The following is an 18,602-nucleotide window of genomic DNA, read 5'->3' as shown; positions in this document are numbered from 1 at the left end:
CCGCTAAAGATCTAAAAAAAGAAATCAAAGCACGCAAAGCGAAAATTGCTAAGCATGAAAGCAAAGTCAAAAAGCTGAAAAAGAAGCTGAAAAAAGCGAAATAAAGACGGATTCGCGTCATATCAGACGCGTAGCTGGAAATAAAAAACGGGCCATCTGGCCCGTTTTAGTTTTCGATACTATCTTACAGCTGGTCCTAGTGACCACCAATCCCCAGTTTCTTTTCCAGGTAATGGATGTTGGTACCTCCGGCACCAAAACTTTCATCCGCCATGATTTTCTTCTGCAGTGGAATATTGGTTTTAATACCTTCCACCACCAGCTCATCAAGTGCGTGACGCATTCTGGCAATAGCTACATCACGGCTTTCACCGTAAGTAATTAGCTTACCAATCATGGAGTCATAATTTGGTGGTACGGCATAACCTGCGTAGATGTGAGAGTCCCAACGCACACCCAGGCCACCTGGTGAATGGAACATATCAATTGGACCGGGAGATGGGATGAAGGTATCGGGATCTTCAGCATTGATACGACACTCAATGGCGTGACCTTTAATATTGATTTGCGACTGATCAATCGACAGTGGTAAACCACCAGCTACGCGTAACTGTTGTTTGATCAAATCAACGCCAGTAATCATCTCAGAAACCGGATGCTCTACCTGAATACGGGTGTTCATCTCAATGAAGTAGAACTCACCGTTTTCGTATAAGAACTCGAACGTTCCAGCACCGCGATAACCAATTTCGATACAGGCTTTGCAGCAACGCTCACCGATTTTGGCACGCATTTCTGGTGTTATACCCGGAGCTGGCGCTTCTTCCACGACCTTCTGATGACGACGCTGCATGGAGCAGTCGCGTTCGCCTAAGTGAATAGCATTGCCCTGTCCGTCTGCCAGAACCTGAATCTCGACGTGGCGAGGGTTTTCCAGGAATTTCTCCATGTAAACCACATCGTTATTGAATGCCGCTTTGGCTTCCGCTTTAGTAGTAGCAATTGCATTGATGAGTTCAGCTTCAGAGCGCACCACACGCATACCGCGACCACCACCGCCACCTGCGGCTTTTACGATGATAGGATAACCAATGCGTCTAGCGTGGGCTTTGTTAGCATCCTGATCGTCTGTTAGTGGACCATCAGAACCCGGAACACAAGGCACCCCGGCCTTTTTCATGGCGTTAATGGCAGACACTTTATCACCCATCAAACGGATGGTATCGCCTTTGGGGCCAATAAAGATAAAACCACTTTGCTCAACCTGGTCAGCAAAATCGGCGTTTTCCGCCAAAAAGCCGTAACCGGGGTGAATGGCAATAGAGTTGGTTACTTCAGCGGCTGCGATGATGGCGGGAATGTTCAGGTAACTTTCCTGCGCAGCGGCTTTACCGATGCAAATAGACTCATCGGCCAGCAACACGTGCTTTAGATTTCGGTCAACCGTGGAGTGCACCGCTACCGTTTTGATGCCCAGCTCTTTACAAGCTCGCAGCACCCTCAGTGCGATCTCACCGCGGTTGGCGATTAGAACTTTATCTAACATGAGTCTGCCTCTTATTCGATGATAAACAGAGGCTGATCGAATTCTACAGGCTCTTCGTTATCCACCAGGATTTCTTTGATCACACCAGACTTGTCGGCTTCAATCTGGTTCATCATTTTCATTGCTTCAACGATACACAGGGTGTCACCCACAGAAACACTCTGGCCCACTTCAACAAATGCTGGCGTACCCGGTGAAGAGGAACGGTAGAAAGTGCCCACCATAGGTGAACGCACAGTGTGACCCGATGGTGCCGCAGGAGCTGCTGGCGCACTGGCCGCAGGAGCCGCAGGAGCTGCTACCGGAGCCGGAGCCATTGGTTGAGCCATTGGAGCCGCCATGTATGCACCGCCAGTGTGACCGCGGTTGATGCGTACTGATTCTTCACCTTCGGTAATTTCTAACTCAGCGATACCGGACTCTTCTACCAGCTCAATCAGTTTTTTAACTTTACGTATATCCATTGTTGACTCTCTATGTAATCAATTTAATTGTTTGTTATGAATGTTGTCCATTGCCATGTTGCAATGCAGCTTGTAGGGCAAAGTGATAGCCTTGCTCGCCCAAACCACAGATCACGCCCTGTGCGACATCAGCAAGATAAGAGTGATGACGAAAAGGCTCTCTGGCATGGACGTTAGAAAGATGAACTTCGATAAAGGGCACAGACACACTGAGCAGCGCATCTCGCAATGCCACACTGGTATGGGTAAAGGCACCTGGATTGATAATGATAAAATCGGTGTTGCCAAATCCGGCGTGGATTTTATCAATGAGTTCATGCTCGGCATTAGATTGCAAGTGCTCCAAACTAGCACCTTTAGCCGCAGCATTTTCTTTAAGCGCTTGCACGATATCCTGCAGCGTGCGATGGCCATAAACCTCAGGCTCGCGCTTTCCTAACATGTTCAGATTGGGGCCGTTAAGCAATAATATTTTCAATGTGTTCTTTCTTATCGAAGTTAATACTGTTTATTTAGAGTTAAAATCCGCAAACGTCGGCGAAAATTACACAAAAGCTAATATAGTCATATCAAGCAAAAAGACCCATGTCAAAACTGCTCAATATTCCAACAAACAGTATCAATTAATTCGTTAATTTGCTTCATTATAGGCAAAACTACAGAAAAGGCAGCATTTTACTGGTCTAATCTGCGAAGATTAACGCAGTTTCTAACCAAGTCGTTTCTTTTTGAAGACATTTTCATGACATTTAAATGGAACTGAAGCCGGATTACAGTACACTTATAAAAAAATAGCATTCAGGAATCACCACCATGCCAGTTCACTATATTAAACACCCCCTTATCGAGCACAAAATAGGATTAATGCGCACCAAGGACATCAGCACCAAAAACTTTCGGGAGCTGGCTGGTGAAATTGGTGGCTTATTAACTTATGAAGCAACACGTCATCTACCCACTGAAAAAGCCGAGATCATGGGCTGGAACGACGAAACGCTGGAAGTACAACAAATCCACGGTAAGAAGATCACTTTGGTACCGATTTTGAGAGCCGGTTTGGGCATGCTGGATGGCGTCATGAACCTGGTTCCCACCGCGAAAATCAGTGTAGTGGGCTTTTACCGCGATGAAGAAACCCTGCAGCCTGTACCTTACTTCGACAAAGTCATCGAAGATGTTGAGCAGCGCCATGCCCTTATCCTGGATCCGATGCTCGCCACTGGTGGTACTATGAACGCCACTATCGACTTGCTCAAGAGTAAAGGCTGTACTTCAATCTCCTGTTTGGTACTACTCGCAGCGCCAGAAGGCATCCACAACGTTCGACAGTTTCACGATGATGTGGATATTTACACCGCAGCGATAGACGAACGTCTGAACGAAAACGGCTACATACTGCCAGGCCTGGGAGATGCCGGAGATAAAATCTTCGGAACTAAATAGGTTAACTTAGTATAACCGACGACTTCGTTTAAAATTCAAAGCCCCCAAATTATTCGGGGGCTGTCTTATAGCTATTTCGAAGATTACAGCTGGTTCATCATTTCGCGTATGGGCAACGCCAGTGGCACGGCTCCTTGCGCCGGTGACAAATAGCGATTGTTGTTTTTACCAAGCGCATAAGTACGAATACGGTACAGCCCTGTATCCGGGAAATAAAGCGCGGGATCACTGGCCCCATCGCCATCATAGTCCGCTACTACAGGCAACGCCTCACTCGCGTCAGCGAATTTAATCAAAGCCGACTCGCCCGTGGTGGAATAACTGATGATGAATAGCGATCTGGCAGCACGCCATACTGCAATATCGGTAATGCCATCACCGTCATAATCTGCAGGTACTGGCACATCGTCATCAGACAAACCCAATACCACTCGCTGAATATCGTCGCCTCGCTCACTGTTGTAATTGCTACCGCTGGAGTTTTTTACGTACCAGGTTTTATTACCCGGCCTGCGGAAGGCTAAATCCGCCTTGCCATCACCATCGAAGTCTCCCGCTAGGGGGATGTCATCTGGTTGCAAGCCAAAGGTGCGTTCTATTATTTGCCCGGTGGATGAAAGTCGAATAATCCACAAGCTTTTGGAAGGCCGACGCACGGCCATATCTGTAATACCATCGCCATCGTAGTCAGCAGGTACGGGAATGTCTTCATCAGCCAGACCAAACTTCACCCGCTGAATACCATCGCCGCGGTCACTGTTATAATTGCTTCCGCTGGAATTCAGCACATACCAATATCTGGTTTCAGGGCGGCGAAAGGCGATATCCGTTATACCATCACCATCGTAATCGGCGTGAACCGGGATATCCGTGGCTCTCAGAGCAAAGGTTTGATGTTGTTCTTCGTCAGACGAAGACAATAGGATATGCCAATTGCGCTGCTGCGGCTCCCGAAAACCAATATCCGCTTTGCCATCACCATCAAAATCTAACCAGGTATTGCCTCTGACTGGTTCACTATTGAGGTGCAGACGTACCAGTTCTGTACCCAGTGATTCGCCTTCTGAAATAACAAACGCATCCAGCCAGATATCACCGGCAAAGGAAAACCACTCTCCGTAGCGCAAGTCATGATAAAGTTCACTAAAATCAAATACCGGGGTCGAAGCACTGCTGCGCCACAGTTTGGCACTAATGATGCTGCTCCCCTCCAGCACTGATTGGGTGACCACATAGACCTCGCCATCAATGACTTGTAAACGCAGCAACTCCCCTTGGATTTGCATCACCATTTCCGGCGCGTCCATCTGCTCGTTGTAGCGGAAAACCGCTTCGCCATGTTCCTCAGTCACCGCCACAAAGAACAACGTATTATTCTCTTTCAGATAGCGCTCGCCAATGCTGTCAAAATCTGCCAGCCATTGTTTGTCTGTAGAGTCCCCTTCAATGCGATACAAGGCGGCATTGCCATCCTCCGGATGCTCAAACACCAGCAGATTTTGTGATAATCCGTGGATACGCCCCGTGCAGCCTAAACTAACAAATTCATCAGTCAGGGAGTCGTGGCGCATTAGCTCCCGCCTATTAAAATAAATCAAATGATCAACGGTGGTAGTTTTATAGCTATGCAGCAGATCTCCGCTGCAATATGGCGCCTCTTCTTCTTCCAATGGATAATATTGCTGCTCTGCAATATCCCAACGCCAGAGCAAGGATTGATTGTCTAGATAACGCAAGAGGTATATAGACTTTTTATTAATTAGCCGAGTACCACTGGCAACATCATTGAATACGGTTTGCATTTCTCCCGTCTCAGGATCATAGAAAAAGATATCGCGTATACCATCTAAACCACGCTCGTAATCTTTGCGAATAACTATCACTGCAATCAAGTCATCCACAACTGAAAAGTAATGTTGAAAGCCGCTATCAATTCTGTCGTTAAATGCTGTCAGAGGATCAAAGCTATTGTCTGTCGTATTAAACTTTGAATAAGTAAACCGGAAATCATCATCTCTGTGACGAATAATCAGTTCATTGTCTGTTGCCACCTTAATCCGGACATCAGCAAACTCTCTGCCCAGATTGATGGGCAACAACTGGGGTACACCAGAAGCCCCCACTTGCCACAAATAACGTTGTGATAGTGAAGATTTGGCCAGAAAATACATCTTATCGTTGGACACTACTGCACTGCGAGGCAGTGAACTGCTATTGCTCTGCACAAAAGGTGGTAATTCATTGATGTTCAGGTTTTCGTCAACCCACCAGTAGCTTACTTCATTTTGAAAATTGCGCTTTCTGATAATAATCAGTTCATCGTCAATGGGATCAATATCAAGGTTGTATTTATTTTCAAGTTTGATATCAGGGATTTCCGTCAATTGCGCTGTGGCGCCATCCAACTTCCAGAAAGAGACCGGTTTATCTTCACTGTAAGCAGGATTAGACATAACCAAATATTGGGCTCCCATCCTGAACAATTTGATGTGCCCTGACAGCAACATATTGGCCTGGCCAGTGCTGGTATCTATGTGCCACAAACCGCTACGGGCAGTATCAAATGCGTTTGAGTCAGCAGGTTCCCCGGTTCGGATGCTGGAAACAAAATACATTTGTTGGTCATTGAAAGAAAAGGCGTTACTGATATATTGTACTTCCCAACAATTATATTTCGGTTGCACTGCAGTTAATGTGTCAGGAGTCAACTCCACTTGCTCATCACTATCAAGGTCGAAACGCCAGATACCATACCCGGAATCAGGTTCATTACTTACGTAAAAAAACTCCCCGTCGTTGAACGCAATGGGAGGGAGCTTGGCAGAGAGTGAGCCCTCTCCCTCATGACATTCCCAATAGGCATTGAGGTCAGCAACCTTTTTTACCTGTGCAGAAGCAAGGTTATACAACCACAACTGTCCACCAAGCTGCCAAGGAACAGGAGCTTCGAATCGCAATGCTAACCATTGAGCATCAACCGCCGCTATCCGGGCTGTATAAGAGGTTCCGTCCTGGTTCAACCTGTCATTAATTTCCTCCATCGGCTCAAGCGTGCCTTCCGATAAATCATAAGACCAGAATTCTTGTTCATAATTACCTGGCCTGAAATCAATAATCAGGCTATTTTGAATGCCTTTGAAACCGCTAACCCAACCACCCACTTCATCATCACGGGTATCTGTCAAATTGGTGATTTGCGTAGTCACAGCATTGGTGGTGTCAACATGCCAAAGCTCGGTAGTTTGTTGCTGCTCCGGTTCAATCGAAGCACCACGCAAATATAAGTTATCCTGATAAACCTTAATCTCCCGAATTGACGCAAACGCGGAAGATACGGCGCTAATACAATTACACGCGACATTGTACTGCCATATAACTTCACCGCCTTGTTCCTGCTCCGCAATAAACACCAGAGTGTTGCTAATCGCTGTCAGCCCCTTCAGCACAGCACCATTGGCAAGCCCATTAAGATTCACTAACCTGGCCATTTCTTCGCCGGGTGAATATGACCACAGTTGAGTGGTTGATGGACTGCTTTCAAAAAATAATCGCCCATCTACAACGACCATCTCATCAATGGAAACTGCACTACCGGTTGGTTCTTCAATTGCGATGTGTGTTTTTTCACCGGTTTGAGGATTGTGTTGCCACAACGCGTCCGGCTCACCATAAGACCATGATGTATAGTAATAAAGACCATCAATATTCACCCTTGCGGATGGCACAGCATTTAAACCTTCTGCATTTTTTAGCAAGTCGTAAACTGTGCTTTCTACTTGAGCGTAAGCAGAGACGTTAATAAAAATTAGAAAAATCAAGCTGCTGACTACCTGACAACAGTTTCGAACAGGTTTAATAGCATTGCATAACATGGACAGTTCCCTTTTATCTATTGTTATTAAGCACGATGTGGATTGTAAACGGATGGAGGAGTATTTTTATTCGCAGTTTACACAAAACTCTGCGAAGTTAATATGGCAACGAGAACACATACCTCATTGCTCAGATGAAAACCTGTTGTGTCTACCCCCTTTTCAATGTCATAAATAACGGAGTTTACCGTCTGACCGGAAAAAGGATAATGCGTTATGTCCGCTGAACTTTACCTTCTGCCACTTGCTGCTGCTATCTGCTTGATAATGGCACTTTTGGAAGCCTGGCTGCTGACCGCTTCCCGCTACCTGAAATGGCGTTGGGTGAAGAAGTTATTTCCCAACTATCGGGATTTAGTGCGCTCGCATATCGATTACCTGATCATGAGCGCCTTGTTATTCGGCGTATACTTAACACTAATACAACTGCAAATCTCAGTACCCGCTATCATTTTGTGGCTCACCTTTATCGGCGCCATTTACAATCCCTTTGGCTTTATCTTGCAGGCCATAAAGCCCGATATTGTGGGAGACGACTTGCTATCAAAGGTTGGGGTGGTGCTTGGCTTTTTACCCCTTAGCATTGGCTTAGGTTGGTGTGCTGCAATGATATTACTTTTTAGCGCCAACCGTTTGTTTTGATAATTAGCCACTGCAAATTTAAGCACTTCGCGTAACAATTGTTTACATTTTTCTTATATATGGAAGAATTGATGATAACTTTATTGGTCAAGCAGTAAATTTCTCATCGAAACACTATTGCTGTACCCACGCACAAAACAGACGATACAGAAAAATAATAACTATGCGTCCTATACGTCACTTGGGCATTATCATGGACGGTAATGGCAGATGGGCATCACTTCGTGATTTGCCGCGCAAGGAAGGCCACAAACAAGGCGCGCGCGCAGCGACTGATATTATCCATGCCGCGATAGATGAAGGTATTGAAGTCCTTTCAATGTATGCCTTTTCTACCGAAAACTGGTCCCGGCCAGACGATGAAGTTTTCAGTATTTTTGACATTCTGAACCTATATCTGGAAACAGAAATTCTGGATTTCCTGAAGCGCAACGTGCAGTTTGAACTCATCGGAGATCGCAGCCACCTGTCGCTAAAAACCAAACTACTGTTGAAACACGCTGAGCATATTTCAAAGGACAATACCGGTTTAAAATTACGCCTGGCTGTCAATTACGGCGGTCAAGATGAGATCATACGGTCGGTGCAAAAACTTGCCAAACAAAAGAGAGATCTCTCCAAACTCACCATTGAAGAGCTTTCCGCAAACCTGGATACAAAATCGCTGCCCAAGGTGGACTTAATCATCAGAACCAGCGGTGAAAAACGCTTGAGCAACTTCCTGATTTGGCAGGCAGCTTACGCAGAATACTACTTCACGGACGTACTATGGCCGGACTTCGGACGTCAAGAGTTTGAGCAGGCTCTGGCCTGCTTTGGCACCAGGGAGCGTCGTTTTGGTGATGTGAGCGCAGTCACTTCAGATGACCAGAAGACGTCAGAAAAAGATAAGAGCATACAAAAGGATATGTTGTCATGAAATCCAAACCCCATTGGCTGTTTTATTTTGGCCTTTTGGCGTTACTCGTATTTCCACTACTGGGTAGTTTTTGGCGCTGGCAAGGCTTGCCCCCCGGATTCGGTATTTTGGCACAGCAAGCCAAACAACCTGCTCCTTTTGACTGGACAGTGTTTGCCGTACTTGGCAGTATTTTCGTTCTAATCATGGTGTTTTTGATGAAGCCCGGATTGTTTGGGTTCAAGCATCAGGGCAAGCCCAACCCCTATTACATACAAGCAGCGCAACCCAAAGCAACATTGCCCATTTGGTTCTGGTTAGGGCTAGTGGTGTGCCTCAGTGCCTGGACTATTATGTGGGGCCAATTTGAAGTACTGGGCATGCTGCGCCATTTCATGTTTGTGCCGCTTTGGTGGGGCTTCATTTTCACACTTGATGGCATCTTGTATTATCGCACTGGCGGCAAATCGTTTTTTAGCCTGCACCCTCGCTTGTTGCTTATTTGCGCCGTTATGTCAGAAATTGGTTGGTACTATTTTGAGTTTTTGAACTTTCTGGTACTGAAAAACTGGTACTATCCCTACATTGAACTTATTCCCAAGCCTTACACCTATTTATGGTCGGCATTAACCTTTAGCACTGTATGGCCAGCCTTGTTTATCTGGTATCAGCTACTCAGTACCTTTAAGGGATTTAGCCAGTTTTACGCCGACGGCCCACGAATTGCTCCGGGTAAAAAGGGTACTTACATTTATTTCATCACGGGGTTGTTGTTATGCGTGATCACCAGTATCGAGTTCGAGTTGTTATTCTGGCTGATTTGGCTGGGCCCACTAATGGTACTCACCAGCTGTTGCGCACTGGCGGGTATCTGGACCCCATTTTCCACGATTAAAGAAGGCAACTGGTCACCTGTGATCCTGATGGGCCTTGCCGCCTTGTTTAACGGCTTTTTTTGGGAGATGTGGAACTATTACAGTCAGCCTAATAACCCCAACTTTTGGCACTACAACTTGCCTTATATTCACGATTTCCTGATATTTGAGATGCCGTTTTTGGGCTACTCGGGCTACTTGTTTTTCGGCTCCATGTGCTGGGTAATGTTTATTGCGGCTTGTCATTTGGTGGGGATGAAAGGGCAACATGATCTGATGTTTGGCATGAATAAAAGTGACAATAATGATTGATAATCAGCGTCCTACCATCGTTTTTGACTTTGATGGCACATTAGTGGACAGCATCGCTGTAAACCATGAAATCATGAACAAGCTGGCGCAGCGCTTTCATTTTAAATCAGTAGACGCTGACACCCTAAAAGCGCTGAAACAAAAGCCCGCCAGAGAAGTCCTGCGTTATTTCGGCATCGCCTGGTATAAGGTTCCGCTTGTTATGGCCTTCGGTAAACGCATGCTGGGGAAACGCATTCAGGAGCTGAGCTTACACCCCGATATCGCGGGATTGTTTGCGCAATTCTCCGGGCAATGTAATATTGGCATCGTCAGTACCAACAGTGCTAAAAATGTGGCGTCGTGGTTTAGATATCATCAACTACCAAATCCCGATTTCATCAAGGCAGACATTTCTTTATTTGGCAAAAAGCGAGTGCTGCGACGCCTGAAAAGGCGGATTGGTGAGTTTTTATATGTGGGCGATGAACTGCGCGACATAGAGGCAGCCCGCCACGCAAGAGTGCCCATCACCGCAGTGACATGGGGCTATAATAGCGCTGAGATAATAGGCCATGCCGCACCGGATAATTCAGCCGATAACATCCAGCAGTTGTGCACCATCCTGATGCGGTATGTGCAAAACAATTAGCCTTGTTAGTTTAGCGCCTTACGCACATGAGCTTCGAACTTAGCCGCCTTCATAAAACCCGTTACACGGGCACTATCCAATTCATTGCCTTGCTCATCGAAAAACATAATAGTGGGCAACCCTAAAATCGCGAAGGCTTCCTGAAACTCGATGGATTGTGGGGTATTATCGGTCAGATCGATTTGCATCCATTCCGTATTGGAAAGGGCATCCTGCACTCCAACATCGGTAAAGGTGTACTTTTCAAATTCTTTACAGGCCACACACCAATCAGCGTATAAATCGATCATCACCGATTTCCCTTGAGCATTGGCCGCTGCGAGCTTTTTATCAAAATCCGCCAGGTCTTTCACAATGGTAAATTCGGGATGTGCTTTTGTGGCGCTAATGCCGGTTTTCGCGCCATCAACTCCCAAGAGCCCAGCTTGCAGATGCTGCCACCCCCACATGGCTGAGACAAATAGTCCGAGGAAAATCACCAAGGTGCGCACGCCCTTCCAGAAGGTGGCGTTACTGTTTTGATTCATCACGTAGAAATAACTAAACATTGCCATTCCAACCATGGCCCAGGCGAGATTAGTCCAGACGTTTTCCACCATGCGCTCCATGAACAACAGCGCGACGGACAACATCATAAAGCCAAAGGTGACCTTAACGATGTTCATCCAGTTACCGGCTTTGGGTAGCAACTTGCCACCGGTAACAGCAAAGATAATCAGCGGTATGCCCATACCAATACTCAAAGCATACAGCGCAGTAAAACCAAGCACTAAGTCACCACTTTGCGCAATGAACAACAAGATACCAGTCAGCGGCGCAGTGGTACAGGGGGATGCCACCAGGCCAGAAATAGCCCCCATGATAAATACCCCAACAAAACTACCACCTTTTTGTTGCGCGCTCATGTTATTGAGTTTGACCTGCCAGCTCGAAGGCAGTTGTAGTTCCCAGGCACCGAACATCACCAGCGCTAATAGCGTGAAAATAAGAGTAAAGGTAATGAGGATCCAATCAGCTTGCAGCGCAGCTTGGAATTGTACCCCGGCACTAGCGACTGCTAATCCAATTAGCGAGTAAGTAATGGCCATGCCCTGCACATAAAAGAAGGATAAAACCAGCACGCGAGAAGTTTTTGCTTGTTTGCCTTGCCCCACTACGATGCTGGAGATAATGGGATACATGGGAAACACACACGGCGTAAAGGCCAGTGCAGCTCCAAGAAGTACGAAGATGAGTAAAGTAATTACCAGCGGTTTTTCGCCTGCCAGCATGTTCTGTAATTCAAATTGCTCCGATACCGTTTCATCAGACTGTGTGGCTTCTACCGCTGTATTGTCGCTGTCAGGCGGAAAACCACTGTACGTCACCTTATTCAGGTACACCAGCTTAGTGGTCGGTGGGTAGCATAAGCCGGCTTCCGCACAGCCTTGATAACGAACTTTGAGTACGCCATCTTGTTTGGCGTATTGAATAAGATGAGAAATTTCCAGCTCGTTAAAATAGACATCAGAAATGCCAAAATACTCATCTTCTATTTGCTCATGGGCAGAGTGAAATTCTGGCTCTGAAACACTGATGTCTTTTTCGACGTACTTATATTGCTTTTTATACAAGTAATAACCATCCGCAATTTGCCACGTAAGTTTTAACTTGTTCTCTGTCTGGGCGAAATCAAAAATAAAGGCATCGTCAACAGGTAAAAATTCCGGAGTATCGGAAAACAGATCATCAACGCTGCTTTCAAACTGTCTGGCTTGAGAGGGGGCTAAACTACCCGCCAGTAGAAACAAGAAAACAAAAGATAAAACAAATAAAAACTGATTTTTACTACTCATTGAACCGTACTTTTAATCCACTCTTCGTATTCTGAACCTGCACCGTCGGCTTCTAAAATCACCCACTCCGGAACGTCGTAGGGGTGCACTTCAAAAACCAACTTTTGCAGTGCCTGTAACGCCTTTTTATGGGTTTTAAACACCATCTGACACTCTGAACTTTGATGTACCTTGCCTTGCCAACGATATACCGACAACACACCGGGGATAATGTTCACACAAGCCGCTAAGTTAGCTTCGACAACTTTACAAGCAATATCGCGGGCGTGTGATTTATCCGGACAAGTACATAAAATTACACATAAATCTGACATAATAGCTCCTGGAGCGTGTTTAAAGACCCGCTTGCCTGAATAACTATTTCATTGTTCAGGAAAAAACCGGCGGAAAAACCTGGTTACACTCAACGCATTGAGTTTTGTTACAAAGCCTCAATGTAGATAAAGATACAGCACAGGCTAAAAGAGACGAACGTGTTTGCAAAACTTTTCTTATTATTCGCGATTTTACCCATTATTGAAATAGCCCTTTTGATCAATGTAGGTGAGATTATTGGCGGCTGGAATACCGTCGCTATCGTGATCATAACGGCCTTTGTAGGCGCACACCTGGTGCGCAAAGAAGGCGTGCAAACCCTGGCTAACGCGCAACTCAAAATGCGCAGTGGAGAAATGCCCGGCCAAGAAATGGCAGAGGGCTTGTTGCTGTTAATTGCCGGTGTATTACTGGTGACACCGGGTTTTGTTACCGATGGTATCGGCTTTTTATTTTCCATGCCGCTGACGCGTCCTTTGATTGCCCGCTACCTGATGCAGAATTTTGGTCATCGCGTGGTGATGCATCACTCGTCCGCGCATCACTCAACAGGAGCAGGTTTTCAACAGTCGCCCTTCCAATCACAGCAACAACAATCGCAACAACCATTTGAAAATAGCCATAAGCCTCACGATCCCAGTGTCATCGAAGGCGAGTATCAACGCAAAGACGACTAGTGCTCGGCGCCTACCACCAAAGTAGCAGGGCATTGTGCCTGGATAAATATTATACTGTTGCGAATTTATAATTGCGCTTTGGTAAAAACCAGCCAGTACTGATGACCAGCCATCTACTCAGATTATTTGTATCTCTGTGCATTTTCGGAAATGCCCATGCCGGGACACAACTGATCACTTATCCATTTCAAGCCTTCAGCGACGGTTACCCCGTTGCGCTATTAAAGTTAGCGCTGTCTAAAAGCGCAGCGGAACATCAGTATCAATTAGCCGAATCGGGCCTAGATATTCAACAAGGACGAGCGTTGATGCTGCTTAGTAAAGACGTCGAGATTGACGTCGCCTGGAGTATGACCAGTAATGAAAGAGAGCAGTATTTAAAAGCCATCAAAATTCCAATCTATAAGGGCCTGTTTGGCTATCGGCTGCTACTTATCAAGAACACGCGACAATCAGACTTCCCACCCGGATTGAGTTTTACCACTTTGCAGCAGGAAAGAATAGCGATACAAGGTCATGACTGGCCTGACACGCGAATATTTGAGCACAATCAGCTCAACATTATGGGGGTTGAACGCTATGAAGCCATGTTCGATTTGTTGGTGAAAGAACGTGCAGATTACTTTCCGCGCTCCATACTGGAAATTTGGCGAGAAGCGAGAAAGCACAAAGCTAACAATGTCGCAGTAGAAAAATATTTCGCCTTCCACTATCCCACCTACGTATTTTTCTTCGTCCATCCAAACAACCATGATTTAGCTAACGCCATTGAGCAAGGGTTACTACTCAGTATTGAGGACGGCTCATTCGATCTTTTGTTTAATGCGATCGAAGCCGGCGCAATCAACAAAGCTAATCTACCTGACAGAACCCTGTTTAAACTTGAAAATCCATTTGTAGACAGTAGCGAGGTGTACGCATGGCCAGAACTCTCGTACTAATCTTGTTCGGTCTGCTGCTTATTGCGCCCGCAACGCAAAGCGCTCAACAACTAAAATTGTTGCATTCTCTCAAGGGACACGAGTCGCTAATGTTCACATTAGAAGAGATGTTTAACGATAAAAATCCCGATGCACTTTTAGAAATAATCTATACCGATGTGCATGAAAACGAAATCCAGGCAAAAACATCTCCGCTTTATCCAACGGCAATTCTAATGCCAGCTGACAAGGTTGGTAAAATACAGTCGTTTCTATCCCCTGTCCCGCACCACTGGGTACCGGAATCTGTTGCACGCTCATATTTGGATTCGGTAAGGGTAGACTCAATGCTCTACGGGATCCCAATTTTTAGTGGCAACCACTTGCTGTTATATTTTAATAAAAAACACATTGCAAAACCCGCCACTAGTTGGGAAGAATTGACGCAGCAGACTGCACAGCTAAAAGCTTTGGGCGTTTCCCCTATCGGATTCCCGCTTCATTCACCGTTTTATCTGTTGAGCTTCTTAAAAGCCTTTAATGGCGGCTTTTTTAACCACAATGGCGTCCCTGATATCAATTCTGACGCTAACCTCAATGCATTAAATTTCTATCAGCAACAACAAGCTAATCATACTTTTGCTGCTAACTGCGGCTGGGAATGTGGAAAGTCCTTATTTCATGAGGGTAAAACGGCCTACAGCATTGATGTAGACAATGCTGCAACAACAAATGCCAAACAATTGGCTGACAACTTTGGGGTTGCACCACTGCCCAGCATCAACGGTCAGCCTATTGCAGGTTATTACACAACAGTGGGTTTATTCTTGCCCCATCAACTGTTAGACAACGACGAGCAATTGCTCTTAAAGCGCTTGATAGACTACTTAACCAGTATGGAGGTACAGACCAGGTTTGCCTTAAACGGCTACCTGATGCCCGTCCACAAAGGTACCAAGCGAATTATTGAAAACCTTAACGACCCATCGCTGAGTGCTATCTACACTCAACTCCAACGCTCTCACCGCTCCCCAAACAGTGCCGCGATGCACCAGATATGGATATCCTTGGGAAGGGATCTGCCGCTGTATCTCGATCATAAAATCAGTGCGGAAGAAATGTTAGAAAATGCCCAAAATGCTGCCGAGACAAAAGGCAATTACTAATCTCCATTGCCGATACAAGTTACGATCAATAACGCTTATGCATTTCAGCAGGGTTGCGATAATACTCCATGTATTGCGCAGTTTTATTGGCTACTTCGGTCCCGGTTATTCGTTGCAACACATCAAATGCCGCATCAATACCCGCTGATATGCCCCCCGCTGAAGTCAGCTTACCTTCAGTAACGTAGCGCAAGTGCTGCTGTGGTAATCCTTGAGGAGCAAGCTCTGCGAGAGCCGGGTAGACCTCTTGATGAGTACAATAGCGCTTAGAATTCAATAACCCAGCACTGGCCAAAAAGCGGCTGCCAGAGCAAACCGATAATACCTGTTCAGCCTTTTTATATTTTTCCACAATCCAGTTTTGATAAGTCGGATCACCATGATGTCGTTTAGTGCCATCGCCGCCGGGTAGTACCAAAATGTCGATATCTGCCGGGCAATCATCAAAGTCGTAATCGGCCACTACTTTTAAGCCGTTCACCGCCGTTATTTGTTTACCGGAACAGGTGACGGTGCATACATCAAATAGCGAGAATTGGTGTAGCTCATCAGCTACCGAAAACACCTCAAAGGGTCCGGCAAAATCCAACACTTCCACCTGATCAAAAATGAGAATCGCCAGTTTTTTGCGCTTCATAATCTTGCTCCTTAACAATTAACTGCTCTCATTATCAGTGCACGTAAACTGATTTACCGGACATTCACACTGCATTTTGGGACAAAATCGGAAAAATTTACTTTTTTTTAAAAAAAGTCCTTGAGATCGATATTGAGACCCCCATCTAGGCTTGCAGACATAAACAACAAGCTGTCTTGCGCAAGCACGATGGCAGAAATAACCGCCCTGCGAAGGGTTTTTATTTTATTAAACAAGACTGATCAGGAGATCTTGAGATGGCAATTCGTCCTTTACACGATCGCGTTATCGTAAAGCGTCACGAGCAGGAAACTAAATCTGCTGGCGGCATCGTTCTAACTGGCTCTGCTGCTGAAAAATCAACACGTGGCGAAGTTATCGCTGTGGGTAACGGCCGTATTCTTGACAACGGTGATGTACGTGCCCTTGACGTAAAAATTGGCGACATCGTTGTCTTCAATGATGGATATGGCGTTAAAACTGAAAAGCTGGATGGCGAAGAAGTGCTTATCATGAGCGAAGGCGACATCCTGGCAATTGTCGAATAATCCACCCCATCAACTAAGCAAATTTAGAGGAATTAAACATGGCAGCTAAAGAAGTACGCTTCTCAGATGACGCTCGCGCAAAAATGTTGGCGGGTGTTAACGTTTTAGCAAACGCAGTAAAAGTAACACTAGGTCCTAAAGGCCGTAACGTTGTTTTAGACAAGTCTTTCGGCGCTCCTACCATCACTAAAGACGGTGTATCTGTAGCTAAAGAAATCGAACTGGAAGACAAGTTCGAAAACATGGGCGCACAGATGGTTAAAGAAGTTGCGTCTAAAGCGAACGACGAAGCCGGTGACGGTACAACTACTGCAACTGTGTTAGCACAATCTATCGTAACTGAAGGTCTGAAGTCTGTTGCTGCGGGTATGAACCCAATGGATCTTAAGCGCGGTATCGACAAAGCCGTTGCTGCTGCAGTTGAAGAATTAAAAGCCCTGTCTACTGAATGTAAAGACAGCAAGTCTATTGCTCAGGTAGGTACTATCTCTGCAAACTCTGACGAAGAAGTAGGTAACATCATTGCAGAAGCAATGGACCGCGTTGGTCAAGAAGGTGTTATCACTGTTGAAGAAGGTCAGGCTCTGCAAAACGAATTAGACGTTGTTGAAGGTATGCAGTTTGACCGCGGTTACCTGTCTCCTTACTTCATCAACAACCAGGACAATGGCACTGTTGAACTAGACAACCCTTTCATCCTGTTGGTTGACAAGAAAGTATCTAGCATCCGTGAATTGTTGCCAGTATTAGAAGCTGTTGCTAAAGCGTCTAAGCCTTTACTGGTTATCGCCGAAGACTTAGAAGGCGAAGCGTTGGCAACTATGGTTGTTAACAACATGCGCGGTATCGTTAAAGTTGCTGCGGTTAAAGCACCTGGTTTCGGTGACCGTCGTAAGGCTATGTTGCAAGACATCGCTACACTGACTGGCGGTACTGTGATTTCTGAAGAAATCGGTCTTGAGCTAGAAAAAGCGACTCTGGAAGATTTAGGTACAGCTAAGCGTATCGTTATCAACAAAGACAACACAACTGTTGTTGACGGTGCTGGCGACGAAGAAGCGATTAAAGGTCGTTGCGCGCAAATCCGTGGTCAAATCGAAGAATCAACTTCTGACTACGACAAAGAGAAGCTGCAAGAGCGTCTGGCTAAATTGTCTGGCGGTGTAGCAGTTATCAAAGTTGGCGCAGCTACTGAAGTTGAAATGAAAGAGAAAAAAGCGCGCGTAGAAGATGCATTGCACGCAACTCGCGCAGCGGTTGAAGAAGGTGTAGTACCTGGTGGTGGTGTTGCTCTGGTTCGTGTTGCAGCTAAATTGGCTGGCCTGACTGGTGACAACGAAGACCAAACTCACGGTGTTAACCTGGCACTACGTGCGATGGAAGCTCCTTTGCGTCAAATCTCTACTAACGCCGGTGCAGAAGCGTCTGTTGTTACTAACGAGATTAAGAACAACGAAGGTAACTACGGTTACAACGCGGGTAACGACACTTACGGTGACATGATCGAGATGGGTATCCTTGACCCAACTAAAGTAACGCGTTCAGCTCTGCAATTCGCAGCGTCTATCGCAAGCTTAATGATCACTACTGAGTGCATGGTTACTGATGCACCTAAAGATGAAGCACCTGCAGCTCCAGATATGGGCGGCATGGGCGGCATGGGTGGCATGGGCGGCATGATGTAATCAGCCCTGGCTACTTAAGCTATCTACGAAAAACCCGGCACTTGCCGGGTTTTTTGTTTATTACAATCTATTGCTAATCCGCATATCTTCTTTGACTTTAATGTAGCCTGACAGACGCCATCCATGGCTCTTCTGA

Annotated in this window: 17 protein-coding genes; 10 read left to right on the top strand and 7 right to left on the bottom strand. The window is 45.9% G+C overall.

The window, feature by feature from the left end; all coding sequences use genetic code 11:
* Positions 1-196: 196 nt before the first annotated feature.
* From accC to aroQ, 3 genes are read right to left on the bottom strand one after another with little or no spacing between them, the layout of a single operon-like run.
* Positions 197-1,546, bottom strand: coding sequence for an acetyl-CoA carboxylase biotin carboxylase subunit (accC, locus tag ACXAGP_RS10485; protein ID WP_475261274.1), 1,350 nt, complete (start codon positions 1,544-1,546; stop codon positions 197-199).
* Positions 1,547-1,557: 11 nt separating this feature from the next.
* The gene (gene accB / locus ACXAGP_RS10480) at positions 1,558-2,010 is read right to left on the bottom strand and encodes an acetyl-CoA carboxylase biotin carboxyl carrier protein (protein WP_338294357.1); all 453 of its coding nucleotides are present in this window, start codon (positions 2,008-2,010) and stop codon (positions 1,558-1,560) included.
* Positions 2,011-2,044: 34 nt separating this feature from the next.
* Positions 2,045-2,488 (bottom strand): type II 3-dehydroquinate dehydratase, encoded by a 444-nt coding sequence (gene aroQ / locus ACXAGP_RS10475; protein ID WP_475261272.1) that lies wholly within the window; start codon positions 2,486-2,488, stop codon positions 2,045-2,047.
* A gap of 335 nt (positions 2,489-2,823) precedes the next feature.
* Here aroQ and upp point away from each other — a divergent pair, with 335 nt between their 5' ends.
* Entirely contained in the window at positions 2,824-3,453 is a 630-nt protein-coding gene (gene upp, locus ACXAGP_RS10470) for a uracil phosphoribosyltransferase (RefSeq protein ID WP_475261271.1), read from the top strand.
* Between the two features lie 83 nt (positions 3,454-3,536).
* Here upp and ACXAGP_RS10465 read toward each other — a convergent pair whose 3' ends face one another.
* Positions 3,537-7,271: an FG-GAP repeat domain-containing protein gene (locus ACXAGP_RS10465; RefSeq protein WP_475261269.1), complete on the bottom strand. Its 3,735-nt coding sequence runs from the start codon at positions 7,269-7,271 to the stop codon at positions 3,537-3,539.
* 270 nt (positions 7,272-7,541) lie between these two features.
* Here ACXAGP_RS10465 and ACXAGP_RS10460 point away from each other — a divergent pair, with 270 nt between their 5' ends.
* The 4 genes from ACXAGP_RS10460 to ACXAGP_RS10445 all read left to right on the top strand — a co-directional run bounded on the left by ACXAGP_RS10460 (position 7,542) and on the right by ACXAGP_RS10445 (position 10,683).
* Positions 7,542-7,967: a hypothetical protein gene (locus ACXAGP_RS10460; protein ID WP_475261267.1), complete on the top strand. Its 426-nt coding sequence runs from the start codon at positions 7,542-7,544 to the stop codon at positions 7,965-7,967.
* Between the two features lie 163 nt (positions 7,968-8,130).
* Complete coding sequence (gene uppS / locus ACXAGP_RS10455; protein WP_475261266.1) at positions 8,131-8,886, top strand: polyprenyl diphosphate synthase; 756 nt, start codon at positions 8,131-8,133, stop codon at positions 8,884-8,886.
* On the top strand, positions 8,883-10,052 hold the full coding sequence (locus ACXAGP_RS10450) for a hypothetical protein (RefSeq protein WP_475261265.1): 1,170 nt from the start codon (positions 8,883-8,885) through the stop codon (positions 10,050-10,052). The genes uppS and ACXAGP_RS10450 overlap by 4 nt, the downstream gene beginning before the upstream one ends.
* A complete protein-coding gene (locus ACXAGP_RS10445; protein WP_475261263.1) occupies positions 10,045-10,683 on the top strand; it encodes an HAD hydrolase-like protein in 639 nt (212 codons plus the stop codon). Before ACXAGP_RS10450 ends, ACXAGP_RS10445 begins: the two co-directional genes overlap by 8 nt.
* 5 nt (positions 10,684-10,688) lie before the next feature.
* Here the strand turns inward: ACXAGP_RS10445 and ACXAGP_RS10440 are convergent, their stop codons facing one another.
* Both ACXAGP_RS10440 and cutA read right to left on the bottom strand, forming a co-directional pair.
* The gene (locus ACXAGP_RS10440) at positions 10,689-12,518 is read right to left on the bottom strand and encodes a protein-disulfide reductase DsbD (protein WP_475261262.1); all 1,830 of its coding nucleotides are present in this window, start codon (positions 12,516-12,518) and stop codon (positions 10,689-10,691) included.
* Entirely contained in the window at positions 12,515-12,832 is a 318-nt protein-coding gene (gene cutA, locus ACXAGP_RS10435; RefSeq protein WP_475261261.1) for a divalent-cation tolerance protein CutA, read from the bottom strand. Before cutA ends, ACXAGP_RS10440 begins: the two co-directional genes overlap by 4 nt.
* A gap of 159 nt (positions 12,833-12,991) precedes the next feature.
* Here cutA and ACXAGP_RS10430 point away from each other — a divergent pair, with 159 nt between their 5' ends.
* From ACXAGP_RS10430 to ACXAGP_RS10420, 3 genes are all read left to right on the top strand, one after another.
* On the top strand, positions 12,992-13,510 hold the full coding sequence (locus tag ACXAGP_RS10430) for an FxsA family protein (RefSeq protein WP_475261259.1): 519 nt from the start codon (positions 12,992-12,994) through the stop codon (positions 13,508-13,510).
* Between the two features lie 101 nt (positions 13,511-13,611).
* Positions 13,612-14,451, top strand: a complete 840-nt coding sequence (locus tag ACXAGP_RS10425) for a type 2 periplasmic-binding domain-containing protein (protein ID WP_475261258.1) — start codon at positions 13,612-13,614, stop codon at positions 14,449-14,451.
* Positions 14,430-15,596: a sugar ABC transporter substrate-binding protein gene (locus tag ACXAGP_RS10420; RefSeq protein ID WP_475261257.1), complete on the top strand. Its 1,167-nt coding sequence runs from the start codon at positions 14,430-14,432 to the stop codon at positions 15,594-15,596. Before ACXAGP_RS10425 ends, ACXAGP_RS10420 begins: the two co-directional genes overlap by 22 nt.
* Positions 15,597-15,621: 25 nt before the next feature.
* Here the strand turns inward: ACXAGP_RS10420 and ACXAGP_RS10415 are convergent, their stop codons facing one another.
* Positions 15,622-16,233: a DJ-1/PfpI family protein gene (locus ACXAGP_RS10415; protein WP_475261255.1), complete on the bottom strand. Its 612-nt coding sequence runs from the start codon at positions 16,231-16,233 to the stop codon at positions 15,622-15,624.
* A gap of 257 nt (positions 16,234-16,490) precedes the next feature.
* On the opposite strand from ACXAGP_RS10415, the gene ACXAGP_RS10410 reads away from it, so the two are divergent.
* Positions 16,491-16,781, top strand: coding sequence for a co-chaperone GroES (locus ACXAGP_RS10410; RefSeq protein WP_338294367.1), 291 nt, complete (start codon positions 16,491-16,493; stop codon positions 16,779-16,781).
* Positions 16,782-16,819: 38 nt separating this feature from the next.
* Positions 16,820-18,466 (top strand): chaperonin GroEL, encoded by a 1,647-nt coding sequence (gene groL / locus ACXAGP_RS10405; protein WP_475261254.1) that lies wholly within the window; start codon positions 16,820-16,822, stop codon positions 18,464-18,466.
* Positions 18,467-18,602 lie beyond the last annotated feature (136 nt).

The sequence above is a fragment of the Planctobacterium sp. AWM4_229 genome, from assembly GCF_056160305.1.
This window is presented reverse-complemented; position numbering and strand designations above follow the sequence as displayed.

What these genes read in the sequence shown, in the direction of transcription:
- uppS (WP_475261266.1), top strand. Translation starts at nt 8,131, where the DNA reads ATGCGTCCTATACGTCACTTGGGCATTATCATGGACGGTAATGGCAGA.
- groL (WP_475261254.1), top strand. Translation starts at nt 16,820, where the DNA reads ATGGCAGCTAAAGAAGTACGCTTCTCAGATGACGCTCGCGCAAAAATG.
- accC (WP_475261274.1), bottom strand. Translation starts at nt 1,546, where the DNA reads ATGTTAGATAAAGTTCTAATCGCCAACCGCGGTGAGATCGCACTGAGG.
- ACXAGP_RS10445 (WP_475261263.1), top strand. Translation starts at nt 10,045, where the DNA reads ATGATTGATAATCAGCGTCCTACCATCGTTTTTGACTTTGATGGCACA.
- cutA (WP_475261261.1), bottom strand. Translation starts at nt 12,832, where the DNA reads ATGTCAGATTTATGTGTAATTTTATGTACTTGTCCGGATAAATCACAC.
- ACXAGP_RS10460 (WP_475261267.1), top strand. Translation starts at nt 7,542, where the DNA reads ATGTCCGCTGAACTTTACCTTCTGCCACTTGCTGCTGCTATCTGCTTG.
- ACXAGP_RS10415 (WP_475261255.1), bottom strand. Translation starts at nt 16,233, where the DNA reads ATGAAGCGCAAAAAACTGGCGATTCTCATTTTTGATCAGGTGGAAGTG.
- ACXAGP_RS10420 (WP_475261257.1), top strand. Translation starts at nt 14,430, where the DNA reads ATGGCCAGAACTCTCGTACTAATCTTGTTCGGTCTGCTGCTTATTGCG.
- ACXAGP_RS10425 (WP_475261258.1), top strand. Translation starts at nt 13,612, where the DNA reads ATGACCAGCCATCTACTCAGATTATTTGTATCTCTGTGCATTTTCGGA.
- ACXAGP_RS10410 (WP_338294367.1), top strand. Translation starts at nt 16,491, where the DNA reads ATGGCAATTCGTCCTTTACACGATCGCGTTATCGTAAAGCGTCACGAG.
- ACXAGP_RS10440 (WP_475261262.1), bottom strand. Translation starts at nt 12,518, where the DNA reads ATGAGTAGTAAAAATCAGTTTTTATTTGTTTTATCTTTTGTTTTCTTG.
- ACXAGP_RS10450 (WP_475261265.1), top strand. Translation starts at nt 8,883, where the DNA reads ATGAAATCCAAACCCCATTGGCTGTTTTATTTTGGCCTTTTGGCGTTA.
- upp (WP_475261271.1), top strand. Translation starts at nt 2,824, where the DNA reads ATGCCAGTTCACTATATTAAACACCCCCTTATCGAGCACAAAATAGGA.
- accB (WP_338294357.1), bottom strand. Translation starts at nt 2,010, where the DNA reads ATGGATATACGTAAAGTTAAAAAACTGATTGAGCTGGTAGAAGAGTCC.